Genomic DNA, 14,658 nt, shown 5'->3' with positions numbered 1-14,658 from the left:
GTAAAGTTGTAAGATCAATGTCAAGCCGACATTCCCGAGGGCGTAAATTTTTATCGCCTAGTATGCCATCTGTCTGGCTTGCAGGAAGTGTGATCGCGTTCATATCTACAACGTTATCAGATAGTTATAGAATAAATCTCGATGCAAATGGCATTTCAGGCATAACAGGCCAGCCGTCATTGCGACGCTGGCGAGCGGTCCAAACCTGTTGTCAGTTGTCCTCATCAGGCCGGTTGATGGCCATGTATCCCGCGTCTTTTCGCATGCGATCGGAGGTAGGTTTACAATTTTCTGACTGCCGCTTTGCTTATGGCAGGGACTGTGCGGCGAGGCGCACGTGTTTGATCGCGCGCCGATAGTAGGTGTAGGCGATATGAAGCGTGCCATCCCCGCCCTGCAGGACCGAGGGATAGGAGAATTCGCGGTTCAGCGAGTCCTTCGAATTGTTGCTGAGGCAGAAGCCGTCGCCGGTATCGAGATCGACGCGATGCGGAAAGCTCTTGCCGCCATTCCTTGATATCGCGAGGCTCAGCGGCGCACGCGGAACACCCCAGACGGCCTTGCGGCTGTCGTCGGCTACCGCGACGGTCTCTCCGGCCTCGCCGTCTTCGATTTCGTCATAAAGGGATTGGCGCCGTGCATCCGACATGCCGGCATTCGAATGGTTGTAAACCATTGCGATCGCTCCATCATTCAGCACCGTGGCCTGGATCGAGGAGTTGTTGTTCGGCAGTTCGGTCGGCTCAGGCGCGCTCCAAGTCTCGCCGCCATCCGATGATCGGCTCGACAGGATGTTTTCGGCGAAACGGTTGCGATAGAAGGCGATCATCTCGTCGCCGCCGAGCGGCAGGATGTTCATGTGCACGGCGCCGATACTGTCCGGAATATCGTTCATCAGCCAGTTCGCGCCGCCGTCGCGCGAGATTAGCACCGCTGCCGTATCGGCGTCGCCGCTCCAGCGCTGGCCGTCAAGCCCGACGCAACGGAAGACCGGAAGCAGCCATTCGCCCCTGCCGTTCACGACGATCTGCTGGCGAACGAATGTGCCGGGGCTGTCGCAGAGGATGCGAACCGGCCCGAACGTCCGGCCTCGATCATCGGATACCCGGCATTTGACAACCGAGCCGTCCTGATTTCCCGATGTCTGTGAGGTATAAAGCAGCCATACCTTTCCGTCAGGGGCGTTGAAAATCAACGGATTCTGTTCGGACTTCTGCGGATCGTCGCTCATTTTCTCCGGCTCGGACCAACGCTCCGAGCCGGGCGATAGCCGCGACATGTAAATCGAGATGTCGCCCATGCCCTCCATCGTGCCGCCAAACCAGACGCAGGTCAGCGTGCCGTCGGGCAGAAAGGCTAGATTTGCCGCATGGTTCTGGATGCACGGGGAGGGCAGATAGGCCTCAGCGCGGCCCTCGACAGCGGGATGAGGCGCGATAGCCCCGGTCATCAGGGCCGGAACGGATTCCGGGGGCAGGCCGGTAAAACTCATGGCGGATCTCCTCAAGGCAGCCTGGCGTAGCTTTCGGCGAGTGCGGCATGGTCCGCATCGCTGAGCGGCATCAGCGGCGCGCGTGTGCGCCTCCAGGCGGGATTGCCGGTCTTCAGCCCCACCATTGCCTTGATGGTCGGGATCTGGACGTAGGAATTGGAAAGCGTGCGATAGGCATTGATGCGTGCCTGCGCCGCCTCGACATCGCCAGCACGCGCTTCGTCATGGACGTGGTCGTAGACAGTGCGCAGTGAATCCGCCACGAGATTGGAGGTCGCCGTGATGCAGCCGGCACCGCCGGCCTTCAAGAGCGGCAGCAGCAGGGGATCGGCGCCCGCCAGGACGGAGAAGCTCGGATAGGCGGCGATGATTGCCTGCATGTTATTGAAATCGCCAGCAGATTCCTTGATGCCGACGATGGTTTCCGGGAAGGCCGCAATCAGCCGGCCGATCAGCGGAATGGAGAGCGGCACGCCGGAGACCTGCGGAATATGATAGAGGATGACCTGCAGGCGCGTGTCGGCGACCTTTTCGAGCACTTGCGAATAGGCGGCGAACAGCCCGTCGTCGGAGACGCCCTTGTAGTAGAAGGGCGGTAGCATGACGACCTTGGTCACGCCGACCGACAGCGCGTGCCGGGTCAGCTCGACCGTCTCCGGAATGGCGACGACGCCGGTGCCCGGCAGCAGCTTGTCGGCAGGAATGCCGGCCTTCAGCGCTGCTTCCAGAATGGCGCGACGCTCGGCTCCGGAGAAGGAATTAGCTTCGCCCGTCGTGCCGAGCAGAGCCACGCCATGACATCCCTCGGCCAGCAGTCGCCGGCAATGATCGGTGAAAAGCGCGAAATCCGGCGCATTGTCCGCGGTCAGCGGCGTTGCCGCCGCGCTGAAAACGCCTGTAATCCTGTGATGGCTCATCCCGCCCTCCTCGGCGCGTCCCGTCTTGCCGATCCGTGTTCGAACCGCTCGGCTGCGCATGCAATTGTCATTCGTCTGTCGCGGTGGAGTGCCAAGAAGTTTTCCATTGCGGCGCTTTTGTCAAGAAGACAAAATGGTTTTGTGCGAGAGCTGAAATTTATCTAATTGTAATTGCTACTGTATTTTTCGAGATAAATTTTGTTCGGACGAAAAACGCGATTTTTTGTTGACATATTTACAATAACGAGAGAACCATACTGGCGGATTGTGCTGCGCCTGGCAGGTGCAGGGAGAGCGCTGCCGAATTCACCGTGGGAGGGAATGCCATGTCTTTTGATCAATCGGATAAAGCCAATATATCGCGTCGCAACGCACTGAAGCTGGGCCTTGCGGCCGGCGTCGGCCTCACCGTGTTCGGGATGAATGCGCGCATCGTTCTGGCCGATGAAGGCCAGGTCCTGAAGGTCGCGCATCCGGCCTTTGATCAAGACTGGTCGCCGCTGCGCGGCGGCGGCAGGACATTCCGCTGGAATTCCATCTGGTGGGCCGCCCCGATGTATTTCGACAGCCAAGGCAATATCAAGCCTTACGTCTTCACCAGCTGGGAATCGGCCGACAACACCGTCTGGACCTTCAAGATCGATCCCAAGGCCGTCTTCTCCGATGGCAGCAAGATCACCTCGGCCGACGTCAAGGGATCGTGGGAAGTCGCCTCGATGCCAAACACAAAGAGCCAGCGCGTCGACCAGGTGCTGAGCAAGGTCAAGGGCTACGCCGAAATCGCCGCCGGCTCCGGCAACGAGCTGACCGGTGTCGCAACCCCCGATGAAGGCACCGTCGTCGTGACGTTGGCCGCTGCCGATCCGATCTTCTTTATGCGGCTCGCAAACCACATCGCTCCGATCACCAAGGCGTCGCAGTCGCGCGGCAGCGACGGCGAGGAGATCATCGACTGGTATAAGCCCGACAACAAGCCGGTCTTCTCAGGTCCCTTCAAGCTGACGAGCATCGATATCGACGCCGGCAAGCTCTCGTTCGAGCCGAACGAGAATTTCTTCGGGCCGAAGCCGAAGCTTGCACGCATCGACATCACCTCGATCGAGGACAATGTCAGCGCGACGTCGCTGATCAAGTCGGGTGAGTTCAACGCCCATACGGAACTCGTCACCTCGACCATTATCCAGGATCTCGGCCCCGAATTCTCGGCTGGCCCGCTGATACCTACGAGCCAGCATTTCTGGTTCAACATCTCCCGCGCGCCGATGGACGATCCCAAGGTCCGCCAGGCGCTGATCATGGCGGTCGATCGCGACGGCCTGTTCAAGGCGTCCTATCCCGACGGGCCGCACAAGAAAGCCGACCAGATTCTCAACTCGGTTCCGGGCGCCGATAATTCCGGCTTCGAGCCTTATCCCTATGATCCGGCAGGCGCAAAGAAGCTGCTCGCGGAATCGAGCTATGGCGGTCCGGAGCGCCTGCCGAAGATCCTGTTCGTCGGCATCTCGGGGCCGGCCATTCAGGCGGCGGCCCAGTATATCGCCGAACAGTGGCGCCAGAATCTCGGCATCACGGCCGTCGACATGAAGCCGCAGCAGGATTCCTATGCCGGTCCGGACCAGAATTCGGTCCAGATCTTCCGAGACGACGTCGGCACCCGCGTTCCCGATGCCGTCTCTTATCTCGCGGGCTCCATCGCCTCGACCTCGTCGAACGCCCAGAACAAGCTTGGCGGATACAAGAACGACAAGGTCGACAGCGCCCTTGCCGAAGCGACGACCAAGGCTGCGGATGACCCCCAGCGCATTGCTCTCGCCCAGCAAGCCCAGAAGGCGTTCCGCGACGATTGGGCCTTCATTCCGTGGTATTCTCAGGCGATGTCGCGCTGGGCCACCAAAGACGTCAAAGGCCTGGACAAAAACCTCGACTGGCAGATCGTCGAGCCGTGGAACATTTCCATCGGCTGATCCGGAACGATCGTTTCCGGCAATAAGCGCGCGAAGGCCACAAGGTCTTCGCGCAAGTTTCAAGAAGAACAGATGCGATCTCTCCGGCTTCTACAAAGGAGGGGAATGCATCGTACAACAGGTGGGAGGTGGCCTTGCTGCGCTACGTGCTAACCCGGTTTGCCATCTGGATTCCGTCCGTTCTCGTGGTGATGCTGGCCGTCTATGCGCTGGCCTTCTATGGCGCCGGCGATCCGATCAAGCTGATCTTCCTGCGCGCGCCTGGTGATGTCGCCTATAATCCGCAGCGCATCGAAGCGATCCGCGAAAGTGCCGGCCTCAACAAACCCTTCATCGTCCAGTTCGGCCTTTACATCTGGAACCTGCTGCACGGCCAGTTCGGCAATTCGCTGACCTCGGGCCGCTCGGTCTGGGCGATGGTCTCGGCCGCCGCGCCCGTCTCCTTCCAGCTTGCCCTCTGTTCCATCATCCTGACAGCCGTCGTCGCAATCCCGCTCGGCATGATCGCCGCGCTGAACCAGAATTCACGCATCGACTACGCCATTCTGGGCTCCGCACTCTTCCTCTGGGCGATCCCGGCCTATGTCGCCGGACCGCTGCTGATGGTCGGCCTCATCGTGTTGCTGCCGGGCGCGAGCGTGCCGTATGGCTGGGGCGGCATCCTCGATGTCCGCATTCTGCTGCCGTTGCTCGTCCTTTCCTTCCAGCCGATCGCGCTGATCGTGCGCCAGACCCGGGCCGCCGTCATCGAGGTGCTGTCGGAGGATTTCGTCCGCACCGCCCGCGCCAAGGGCGTGCCCGAGATCATCGTGGCGCTGCGTCATATTCTGCGGCCGGTGCTCACGCCCGTCGTCACGCAGCTCGGCCTGATCATGATCACCATCGTCAATGGTGCGATCTTCGTCGAACTCGTTTTCGGCCTGCCAGGTCTCGGCCGGCTGACGGTGCAGGCGCTGATCAATTCCGATTATCCGGTCATTCTGGCGATCACGCTGATCGGATCGTTCCTCGTAATGGTGTCGAACCTGCTGGTGGACGTGCTCTATCCGCTGCTCGATCCCCGCGCCAATGATTCAAGAAGGAGCCGCTGACCATGTCCGCTATCCCTCTTTCCACCACCGAAACCGTCGAGGAGCCGGTCAGCCTGTGGCGCGACGCCTGGCATCGGCTGAAGCGCAACAAACTCGCCGTCTTCGGTCTGGCCGTCGTGCTGATCCTCGCCTTCACGGCGATCCTCGGGCCTTACCTCACGCCGTACGATTATCTCAGCCAGGACCTCAACGCCCGCAACGCGCTGCCGTCGATGAGCCACCTCTTCGGGACTGACGATCTCGGCCGTGACGTCTTCAGCCGCGTGGTCTTCGGCACGCGGACCGCCTTCCTCGTCGCCGTCATCGTCACGTTTTTCGCGGTGCTGATCGGCCTCACCCTCGGCGCGGTGGCCGGTTTCTTCGGCAATCCCTTCGATCGCGCCATCATGTGGCTGACCGACGTGACGATGTCGGTTCCGAACCTGCTGCTCGTCGTCGTCATCAATGCATCGTTGAAATCGCCGATCACCAAGTGGATGGAAGCGCGCTATCTCGAGACCCTCAATCCCTTCTACCGCCAGACGATATGGGTGGATTTCATCCTCGTCTTCGGATCGATGGCGCTGATCTCCTGGCCGCCCTATGCCCGTCTCGTGCGCGCCCAGGTGCTGTCGATCCGCGGCCGGCCCTATATTACCGCGGCCCAGGCGCTCGGCCTGTCGAACTGGATCATCATCAAGCGTTATGTGGTGCCGAATGCGCTCGGGCCTTTGATCGTCTCGGTCAGCGCCGGTCTCGGCACGGCGATGGTGTTGGAAAGCGCCTTCAGCTTCCTCGGCGTCGGCGTCAATCCACCAACGCCGAGCTGGGGCAATATGATCTCGGACGGTCTTCGCGTCTGGCAGCATTATCCGCATCTTCTCGCCGCTCCGGCGGCCGTGCTCGGGCTTGCCTCGGTTGCCTTCAGCTTCCTCGGCGACGGCCTCAACGACGCGCTCAATCCGCGGGGCAGCAAATGATGGATACCCAAAACAGTAAACGCCTGCTCGATGTCAAAGGCCTGACCGTCGAGATCGACGGCCGCAATGGCCCCGCCGTCGTCGTCGACGGCATTGATCTGCATGTCGACAAAGGCGAGACCCTCGGCGTCGTCGGCGAATCTGGCTGCGGCAAGAGCCTCACCATGCTGAGCCTGATGCGGCTCTTACCGAACAAGATCAAGGTGACCAAGGGAACGGCAAGCTTCGACGGCCGCGACCTCCAGACCATGTCGAATGGCGATCTGCGCAAGGTGCGCGGCGGCGATATCGGCTTCGTCTTCCAGGACCCGATGACCTCGCTCAATCCCGTCATGCGGGTCGGCGACCAGATCTGCGAGCCGCTGATCTATCACCGCGGAATGAAGAAGGCAGAAGCCGGCAAGCGCGCCGTCGAGTTGCTGCGCCTCGTCGGCATTCCCGGTCCGGAAGAGCGGCTGCAGGCCTATCCGCACGAGCTGTCCGGCGGTATGCGCCAGCGCGTGATGATCGCGATCGGCCTTGCCTGCAATCCGAAGCTCCTGATCGCCGACGAGCCGACGACGGCGCTCGATGTCACCATCCAGGCGCAGATCGTCGATCTGGTGAAGGATCTCAGAGCCAAACTCGGCATGTCCGTCGTTTGGATCACTCACGATCTGGCGCTGATCGCCGGCCTCGTCGATCGCGTCGCCGTGCTCTATGCCGGTACGGTGGTCGAGGACGCGCCGGTTGATGATCTCTATGCCAGGCCTAGCCACCCCTATACGCGCGGTCTGCTGTCATCGATCCCGAAGCTTTCGGATTCGCCGGCAAGCCGGTTGAGTTCGATTGGCGGCACGCCGCCGGAGCCTGGCCGCCGGCCGAAGGGCTGTCCGTTTGCGCCGCGCTGCCCGCTCGCCGAAACGATCTGTCACGAGAAGGTGCCGCAGCTCGAACCGCTGAGCGGCAGCAGCAACCATCGCACTGCCTGTTTCGTCGTCCAGAGAATGCAGGAGGCCGCGTGATGGGGGCTCAACCGCTGCTCAAGATCGAAAACCTGGTCAAGCATTTCCACGTCAAGCTCGGCGCCTTCGGCGAGCGTTCGGCGACCGTCTATGCGCTCGATAATGTCGATCTCGACATCATGGAAGGCGAGACGCTGAGCCTTGTCGGCGAATCCGGCTGCGGCAAGTCGACGACCGGTTTCACCATCCTCAACCTCTACAAGGCGACCAGCGGCAAGGTCGTCTACAAGGGCCAGGATCTGGCCACGCTCGATGAAAAGCAGATGCGGCCATTCCGCCGCGACCTGCAGATCGTCTTCCAGGATCCCTATTCGACGCTCAACCCGCGTATGACGGTGGGAGAGGCGATAGGCGAACCGATCCTCTTCCACAAGCTCTGCACCAAGGCCGAGCTGAAGGAGAGGGTGGCGACGCTGCTCACCGATGTCGGCCTGCCCCAGCGGTTTGCCCAGCGCTACCCGCACGAGCTTTCCGGCGGTCAGCGCCAGCGCGTCGTCATCGCGCGTGCGCTCGCCTGCCAGCCGAAATTCATCGTCTGCGACGAGGCGATCTCGGCGCTCGACGTGTCGATCCAGGCGCAGATCATCAATCTTCTGCTCGATCTGCAGGAAAAATACGGGCTGACCTATCTCTTCATTGCCCATGATCTCGCCGTCGTGCGCCATATCAGCACCCGTGTCGGCGTCATGTATCTCGGGCGGCTCGCCGAACTGGCGACCCGTGAAGAACTCTTCGACAATCCGCTCCATCCCTATACGAGGGCGTTGTTGTCGGCCGTTCCGGAAACCGATCCGGAACATGAGCGCACGCGCCAGCGCCAGATATTGCAGGGCGATGTGCCGAGCCCGCTCAACCCGCCCTCCGGCTGCCGTTTCCACACACGCTGCCCGATCGCCATGGATATCTGCAGCAAGGTGATCCCGGCCTGGAAAGAAGCCAGGCCCGGCCATCTCGTCGCCTGCCACGCCGTCAACACCGGACAGACCGCATGACGCTGAAGGCCGCCATCATCGCCGATGATCTGACGGGCGCGCTCGATACCGGCACGCCCTTCGTCGCGGCCGGCCTTTCGGTTGCGGTTGCCGTCGATGTCGAGGCGGCGCAGGATGCGATCGCCACCGGCTGCGATGTCGTCGTCGTCAACACGGCCTCGCGCGCGCTTGGCGAGCGTAAAGCCGTCGAAAGGGTTCGGATGGCGACAGAGGTGTTCCATGGCGCCAAGCCCGCCGTCGTCATGAAGAAGATCGACTCCCGGCTCAAGGGCAATGTCGTGGCGGAAAGCCTCGCGATGGCGGAGGTGTTCGGCCTGGAGACGATCCTGGTGGCGCCCGCCATTCCCGATCAGGAACGCGTGACCTACCGAGGCTGCGTCGTCGGCCGCGGAATCGCCAAGCCACTGCGGATCGCCGATCTGTTCGAGGGCAGCAGGGACAATGTTGTCATCGCCGATGCCGAGGACGATATTGATCTCGACCAGATCGTCGACGGTCACGACTGGCTAAGGACGCTTGCTGTCGGTGCGCGCGGTCTTGGCGCAGCACTTGCCCGCCGGCTTGGTGAAGCGGGGCTGCCCGCCACGGAATTTGTGGCAAGCCCGCGGACGCTGTTTGCCTTTGGTTCGCGCGATCCAATCACCGTCGCCCAGATGAACCGGCTCGAAGCCTCGGGCGCCTTGCGTATGGTGGTGGACGCGCCGATGGGCGAGATCGAATGCGGGGAAGGCCTGGCGCTGCCAGTGCTGCTGCGCTGCACCGGCGACATGGCCGCCGATGCTGGCCTCGTCGCCCAGCGCTTTGCGTCAGGCGTCAAAGCAGTTATCGACGATACGCGGCCCGACATGCTGATGGTCGGCGGCGGCGATACGGCGCTTGCAGTATTTCAGGCGCTCGGGATCAGGGTGCTGGCTCCGAAGGGTGAGATCGAGGCCGGCGTTCCCTGGTTCGATGTCACGGCCGAAGACGGGCGGCATTTTCGGTGTGCCGTCAAGTCGGGGGGCTTCGGCCATCCCGATAGTTTGCTAAGACTGGTTCCTCGGAATCAGGCGGCATAGTAAGATACCGCCGGGGAGAATGACGTGGTTGAAGCGAATGGCGAATCTTTGAACGCGGAAGCCGGCCCGCCGGGCAAGCCCGAACGCGGCAAGGCCGTCAAGCTGGTCGATCGTGTCTTCGACCAGCTGCTGGAACGCATCCGCGGCGGAAACTACCCGCCGGACTCACGCCTTCCCGGCGAACATGAGCTGGCCTCGATGCTGGGTGTTTCGAGACCGATCGTGCGAGATGCGCTGGCGCGCCTGCGTGATCAAGGCATGGTCTATGCCCGGCAAGGCGCCGGAACCTTCGTCAGCGCGCATGGATCGCCGACGACGCAGCTCGCCTATTCGCCTGTTAAAACCATTGCCGATATTCAGCGCTGCTACGAATTCCGCCTCACCATAGAGCCGGCGGCCGCCTATTTCGCCGCCAAGCGGCGCAATGAGCAGGCGATCCAGAAGATCGCCAACGCTCTTGCGGATCTGCGCGAAGCGACGAGCCACCAGCTTCACCGCGCGGACGCCGATTTCACCTTCCATCGCGCCGTGACGGAGGCTGCCAATAACCATTATTACACGGCCTCGATCGATGCGCTGAAGGCCCATATCGCCGTCGGCATGCATCTCCACGGCCTCTCCCTGCTCGGTCCCCGCCAGGGACTGGAACAGGTCTACGAAGAGCACAACGCCATCTACAAGGCGATCGCCGATGGTCGGCCTGACGATGCGCAGAGGCTGATGAGGGCGCATCTCGAAGGCTCCCGGGACCGCCTGTTCGAAGGCAGGGTGCTCGATCTTTCCTTCTGAGATGGATGGCCTCGCTCACTTGTTGAGCTCCTTGGCCATCTGCTGATGATGCTCCAGGGCAGGCCGGTGCTTGCGGCCCACGCCTTCAGCTGGGCGTGCGCGACGAAGGGCTCGTCTCCGTATACATCGGATGTTCGGCCGTCCACGCGTCTTCGCCGATTAAGGGAACGAAGAACACGCCGCCCAGATCTATCTCTTCGAAGGCGGCGGCCCCGGTGCGCGTGATGCGTTTGAGGCGCTGCGCGTCGCCACGACCGACGGGGATGATGAGCCGCCCTCCGAGATCCAGCTGTTCCTTCAGGGCGCTCGGCACTTCGGGCGCGCCGGCGGAAACGATAATGGCATTGAAGGGAGCGGCTTTCGCCCAGCCCTTGCTGCCATCGCCCACCTGAACGTCGATATTGGCGTATCCCAGCTTCTCGAACCGCTCCCTGGCCTGGAGCGCCAGCCGTTCATGGCGCTCGATGGAATAGACGTATCTCGCGATGAGACTGATGAGCGCTGAAGCATAGCCGGAGCCTGTCCCGACCTCGAGCACCTTGTCGCCGGCACTCAGGTCGGCCTTTTCGATCATCAGGGCCACGATGAACGGCTGCGAAATGGTCTGGCCATCGCCGATCGAAAGCGGCGCATCTTCATAGGCGAATTCTTCGAAGCCCGGATCGACGAATTTTTCGCGCGGGACCGTGCGCATCGCGTTGATGACGCCGCGATCGCAAATGCCTCGGCGCGTCACGAGGTGCTCCACCATGCGATCTCGGCTGCGCGTCATATCCATGGATCACCCGTCGATTGATATGGGAGCTAGGCTTCCACCTCACCGTAGAGTTGGCCGCAAATTGTCAGCGATCTGCGCATCGCTGCGATGCGGTCTTCGGCATCCCTAGAAGAATAGGCCCGAATTTCCGTCGCCCAAGTCTTGCCGTCCATCTTATATTGCAGGGCGAACCTATAGAGCTGCCGGTTCTCAACGTCGGTGGTCACGAAAGCGGCATCGGGATTATCGCGACTGTTGCTCATTCTGCTGAAGCTTAGAACATTCACAGCATGCTCCTTGGGTGCATGTGATCATCGCGGCTTCCCAAGGGGCGGCCGTATCTGGAAAGCTAACCATGTCATCCGGATTTCGTTCCCTTCATCCTGCCGGATAAGAAACGCGCTCCAAGTTTCCGATATCGGCCGCCAAAGCGCGCCGATCTCTAGCGCACGTTGCAAGATGAAGGTGCTGCAGCGAGCCCATAGAAATTAGGGGAGAGCGAAGAATTTCTTAATTGTGCTCGGATAAAATATTTCAAATTCGACTTTTTGCACCTGCGAAATATTTGGTGAACGACAGGGCGGAAGAGTTGATCCGGCAGAATTGAGATCGTCACAGTACTTGGGGCAGGGGATGCTGTTTAAATCAACGACTGGTCGTAATTTGTTCTCGATTGCCGCCTGCGGCGTTATCGCCGTTGTTGCTGCTTCAGGTGTCCTATTCTACAGCTCATACCATGCCATTCGCACGGACAGCATCGAGCAGATGCGGCAGATCGCCCGCTCGGAGGCCGTGGCGGTTGAAAGAGATATCGGTGGCACGGTCCACATCGTCGACAGTCTCGACACGGTTGTCTCGACGATGAAGCAGACCGGAGATGCCGACCGCGCGAGGGCCGACAAGATCCTGACGAACATGCTTGAGGCCAATGCGAACGTCCTTGGGATCTGGACGGGCTGGGAGCCGGACGCTTTCGATGGAAAGGACAAGGAGTTCGTCAACAAGGACGGACATGACCAGACAGGGCGATATATCCCCTATTGGGTTCGCAGCGGCGGTCAAATTACGCATGCCGCTTTGACGGACTACACGGTCGCTGGTCCCGGCGATTATTATCAGATTCCGTTCAAGACGGGCAAGACGACCGTCATCGAGCCTTATCTCTATGCGATCGACGGCAAGGACGTGCTGATGACCTCGGTCGCCAAGCCGATCGTCATCGATGGCAAAGCGGTTGGAGTGGCAGGGCTCGACCTTTCTCTGCAGGATACCAACAAGGCCTTTTCGCAGGTTCATCCGATGGAGACCGGCTTCATCAGCCTTGTGACCGGCGCTGGAAAGATCGTCAGCCATCCCAACGCCGGCCTTATCGGGAAAAATCTCTCCGAGGGCGGAGCCGAAACGGCAGGCTGGGAGCATCTGATCGCCAAACCCGGCGAGGAGCGTGAAGTCACTGGCCAGGACGGCACAGTGTCGCTGGCGGTGGCCGTTCCGGTCAAGCTTGCGGAAAGCTCGAACTGGTTTGCGATCGTGTCGGTACCCAAGACGACGCTCTTTGCCCAACTCGACACGATCATGCGGCACGCGGCGATCAGCACCGGCGTGGCCGCCGTCCTATTGGGCTTGGTCGGATGGTTGATTGCACGCCGTTTCGTCACCCGGATTTCCAGCGTGATCGACGAGACCGCCGGGATTGCGGCCGGCAAGCTCGACGTCCGGATCAGTGGCGTTGACGCACGCGATGAAATCGGGGATCTCTCGCGTTCCCTGGAGGTCCTCCTGGAAGGCAACCGCCAAAAGGCGCAGCTTGAAGCCGAGGCGGAAGCTGGTCGGATACAGCAGGACCAGGAACGTGCCGAGCGGACACGGGTCGCCCAAGCCCAGGAAGCGGACGTCAAGTTTGCCGTCGGCGAACTGGCGCTTGGTCTTGCAAGGCTGGCGGAAGGCGACATGACGGTCGCGCTGGAAAAGCCCTTCACGCCGGCGCTTGATGAGACCCGGACCAATTTCAACGAGTCGGTCGTCAAGCTGCGTTCGGCAATGATCTCCTTCTCGCAGAATGCGCAGGTGATCCAGGCCGGCGCGGACGAAATTCGTTCGGCCGCCGACGACCTTGCACGGCGGACGGAACAGCAAGCCGCATCTGTCGAGGAAACCGCCGCAGCGCTGGAACAGATCACCACATCGGTCAAAGATTCCACTGTGCGCGCCGAGGAAGCGGGATCCATGGTCGCCCGTACCAAGCAGAATGCCGAGCGCTCGGGCCAGATCGTCCGCCGCGCGGTGGAAGCCATGCATGACATCGAGCAATCGTCGAATTCGATCTCCAATATCATCGGCGTCATCGACGACATTGCGTTTCAGACGAATCTGCTTGCCCTTAACGCCGGCGTCGAAGCTGCACGTGCCGGCGAGGCCGGCAAAGGCTTCGCCGTTGTGGCGCAGGAGGTCCGTGAACTGGCGCAACGCTCGGCCGGCGCGGCCAAGGAGATCAAGACCCTCATCATTTCATCAGGATCACAGGTCAAGCAGGGCGTCGATCTCGTCAGCCAGACCGGGTCCGTCTTGACTGGAATCGTCGACGAGGTGCAGCAGATCGACCAGAATGTCCAGGCGATCGTTCAATCGGCCCGGGAGCAATCGACAGGACTTCAGGAAATCAACACCGCCGTCAATCAGATGGACCAGTCGACCCAGCAAAATGCGGCAATGGTCGAGCAGTCGAATGCTGCCTCGCATACGCTTGCAACCGAAGTCACGGTATTGTCCGACCGCCTCGCACAATTCCGGCTCGATGTTTCCTCTGGGGCCGGCAGCCGCACCGCTGCCGCCCAGCACCATGGCGAACAACGGCCTCGCGCAGCGCAGATTTCGTTCGTCCAACGCGGAGCGGCCACGTCTCCCGCTCATACCTTGAAACAGAAGGTGACGATGGCGTTCGGCAACGGTTCGTCTGCCGCTTCGGCTGCGGACCGGCAACGGGAGGATTTTTGACCGCTGAAGCCAGCGCGGCCGACAGGTGCGATCGCGCGAATATCCGCCACCCTGCGTCAGAATTGCCCACCCGATTGACTTGCGTCCGCGAAGCACTAAGCTTTAAGTATCGCTAACATACTCCGCACGGCAATGGCGGCGGAGGGGGCGAGTGGCTGGGCAAGCTTGAGGAGGATGGGTTTGCCGTGGATTACCGTGTTGTTCTGCTGATCGCCGCATCCGTCATTGTCCTTTCCTCTGCTGGCGCCGGGGCGCAAGAGGGCGACGCGACGGCGGGTGCCACCGTTTTCAAGAAATGCGCGACCTGTCATATCGTCGATTCCGATACGAACAAAGTCGGGCCGTCGCTGAACGGGCTGTTCGGCCGTAAGGCCGGAACGCATCCCGATTTTGCCTATTCGGCCTCGATGAAGGAGGCCGGTGACGGCGGTCTCGTCTGGGACGAAGCGACGCTGCGCGACTATCTCCACAATCCGAGAGTGAAGGTGAAGGGCACGAAAATGGCCTTCGTCGGCTTGAAGGATGATCAGGAGATCACCAACCTCATCGCCTATCTCAAGCAATATTCGAAATGACGGGCGATATTCCAGATAATGGCAATAATCCAGAATGGCGTGCCGATGCGGCGCGACACGTGGCTA

At 61.1% G+C, this 14,658-nt stretch carries 12 protein-coding genes and 1 pseudogene; 9 read left to right on the top strand and 4 right to left on the bottom strand.

Annotation, left to right across the window (positions count from 1 at the left end; translation table 11 throughout):
• Positions 1–307: 307 nt before the first annotated feature.
• Together EFQ99_RS22505 and EFQ99_RS22500 are read right to left on the bottom strand one after the other, a co-directional pair.
• Entirely contained in the window at positions 308–1,492 is a 1,185-nt protein-coding gene (locus EFQ99_RS22505) for a sialidase family protein (RefSeq protein ID WP_126923434.1), read from the bottom strand.
• Between the two features lie 11 nt (positions 1,493–1,503).
• Positions 1,504–2,409 carry a dihydrodipicolinate synthase family protein gene (locus EFQ99_RS22500; RefSeq protein ID WP_126923433.1) on the bottom strand — a complete coding sequence of 302 codons (906 nt, stop codon included), beginning with the start codon at positions 2,407–2,409 and terminating at the stop codon, positions 1,504–1,506.
• Between the two features lie 326 nt (positions 2,410–2,735).
• Here EFQ99_RS22500 and EFQ99_RS22495 point away from each other — a divergent pair, with 326 nt between their 5' ends.
• The 7 genes from EFQ99_RS22495 (at position 2,736) to EFQ99_RS22465 (ending at position 10,266) form a co-directional block, all read left to right on the top strand.
• Positions 2,736–4,373: an ABC transporter substrate-binding protein gene (locus tag EFQ99_RS22495; protein ID WP_126923432.1), complete on the top strand. Its 1,638-nt coding sequence runs from the start codon at positions 2,736–2,738 to the stop codon at positions 4,371–4,373.
• Between the two features lie 134 nt (positions 4,374–4,507).
• Positions 4,508–5,464, top strand: coding sequence for an ABC transporter permease (locus EFQ99_RS22490; protein ID WP_003552254.1), 957 nt, complete (start codon positions 4,508–4,510; stop codon positions 5,462–5,464).
• A 2-nt stretch (positions 5,465–5,466) separates the two neighbouring features.
• Complete coding sequence (locus tag EFQ99_RS22485; protein ID WP_126923431.1) at positions 5,467–6,423, top strand: ABC transporter permease; 957 nt, start codon at positions 5,467–5,469, stop codon at positions 6,421–6,423.
• Positions 6,420–7,427: an ABC transporter ATP-binding protein gene (locus EFQ99_RS22480; RefSeq protein WP_126923430.1), complete on the top strand. Its 1,008-nt coding sequence runs from the start codon at positions 6,420–6,422 to the stop codon at positions 7,425–7,427. Before EFQ99_RS22485 ends, EFQ99_RS22480 begins: the two co-directional genes overlap by 4 nt.
• Positions 7,427–8,419 (top strand): ABC transporter ATP-binding protein, encoded by a 993-nt coding sequence (locus EFQ99_RS22475; protein WP_126923429.1) that lies wholly within the window; start codon positions 7,427–7,429, stop codon positions 8,417–8,419. Before EFQ99_RS22480 ends, EFQ99_RS22475 begins: the two co-directional genes overlap by 1 nt.
• A complete protein-coding gene (locus EFQ99_RS22470; protein ID WP_126923428.1) occupies positions 8,416–9,477 on the top strand; it encodes a four-carbon acid sugar kinase family protein in 1,062 nt (353 codons plus the stop codon). The genes EFQ99_RS22475 and EFQ99_RS22470 overlap by 4 nt, the downstream gene beginning before the upstream one ends.
• Before the next feature lie 24 nt (positions 9,478–9,501).
• Positions 9,502–10,266, top strand: coding sequence for a FadR/GntR family transcriptional regulator (locus EFQ99_RS22465; RefSeq protein ID WP_126923427.1), 765 nt, complete (start codon positions 9,502–9,504; stop codon positions 10,264–10,266).
• A 103-nt stretch (positions 10,267–10,369) separates the two neighbouring features.
• Here EFQ99_RS22465 and EFQ99_RS22460 read toward each other — a convergent pair.
• Both EFQ99_RS22460 and EFQ99_RS22455 read right to left on the bottom strand, forming a co-directional pair.
• Positions 10,370–11,044, bottom strand: a pseudogene (locus EFQ99_RS22460) (protein-L-isoaspartate(D-aspartate) O-methyltransferase); the annotation flags it as partial.
• A gap of 26 nt (positions 11,045–11,070) precedes the next feature.
• A complete protein-coding gene (locus EFQ99_RS22455) occupies positions 11,071–11,286 on the bottom strand; it encodes a hypothetical protein (RefSeq protein WP_164736423.1) in 216 nt (71 codons plus the stop codon).
• A 370-nt stretch (positions 11,287–11,656) separates the two neighbouring features.
• Here EFQ99_RS22455 and EFQ99_RS22450 point away from each other — a divergent pair, with 370 nt between their 5' ends.
• Both EFQ99_RS22450 and EFQ99_RS22445 read left to right on the top strand, forming a co-directional pair.
• Positions 11,657–14,017: a methyl-accepting chemotaxis protein gene (locus EFQ99_RS22450; RefSeq protein WP_126923424.1), complete on the top strand. Its 2,361-nt coding sequence runs from the start codon at positions 11,657–11,659 to the stop codon at positions 14,015–14,017.
• 185 nt (positions 14,018–14,202) lie between these two features.
• On the top strand, positions 14,203–14,592 hold the full coding sequence (locus EFQ99_RS22445; protein ID WP_126923423.1) for a c-type cytochrome: 390 nt from the start codon (positions 14,203–14,205) through the stop codon (positions 14,590–14,592).
• Positions 14,593–14,658 lie beyond the last annotated feature (66 nt).

This window comes from Rhizobium vallis, from assembly GCF_003985155.1.
Taxonomy (GTDB): domain Bacteria; phylum Pseudomonadota; class Alphaproteobacteria; order Rhizobiales; family Rhizobiaceae; genus Rhizobium; species Rhizobium vallis.
The sequence above is the reverse complement of the archived record's forward strand: the minus strand, read 5'-3'. Positions and strand labels throughout refer to the sequence as shown.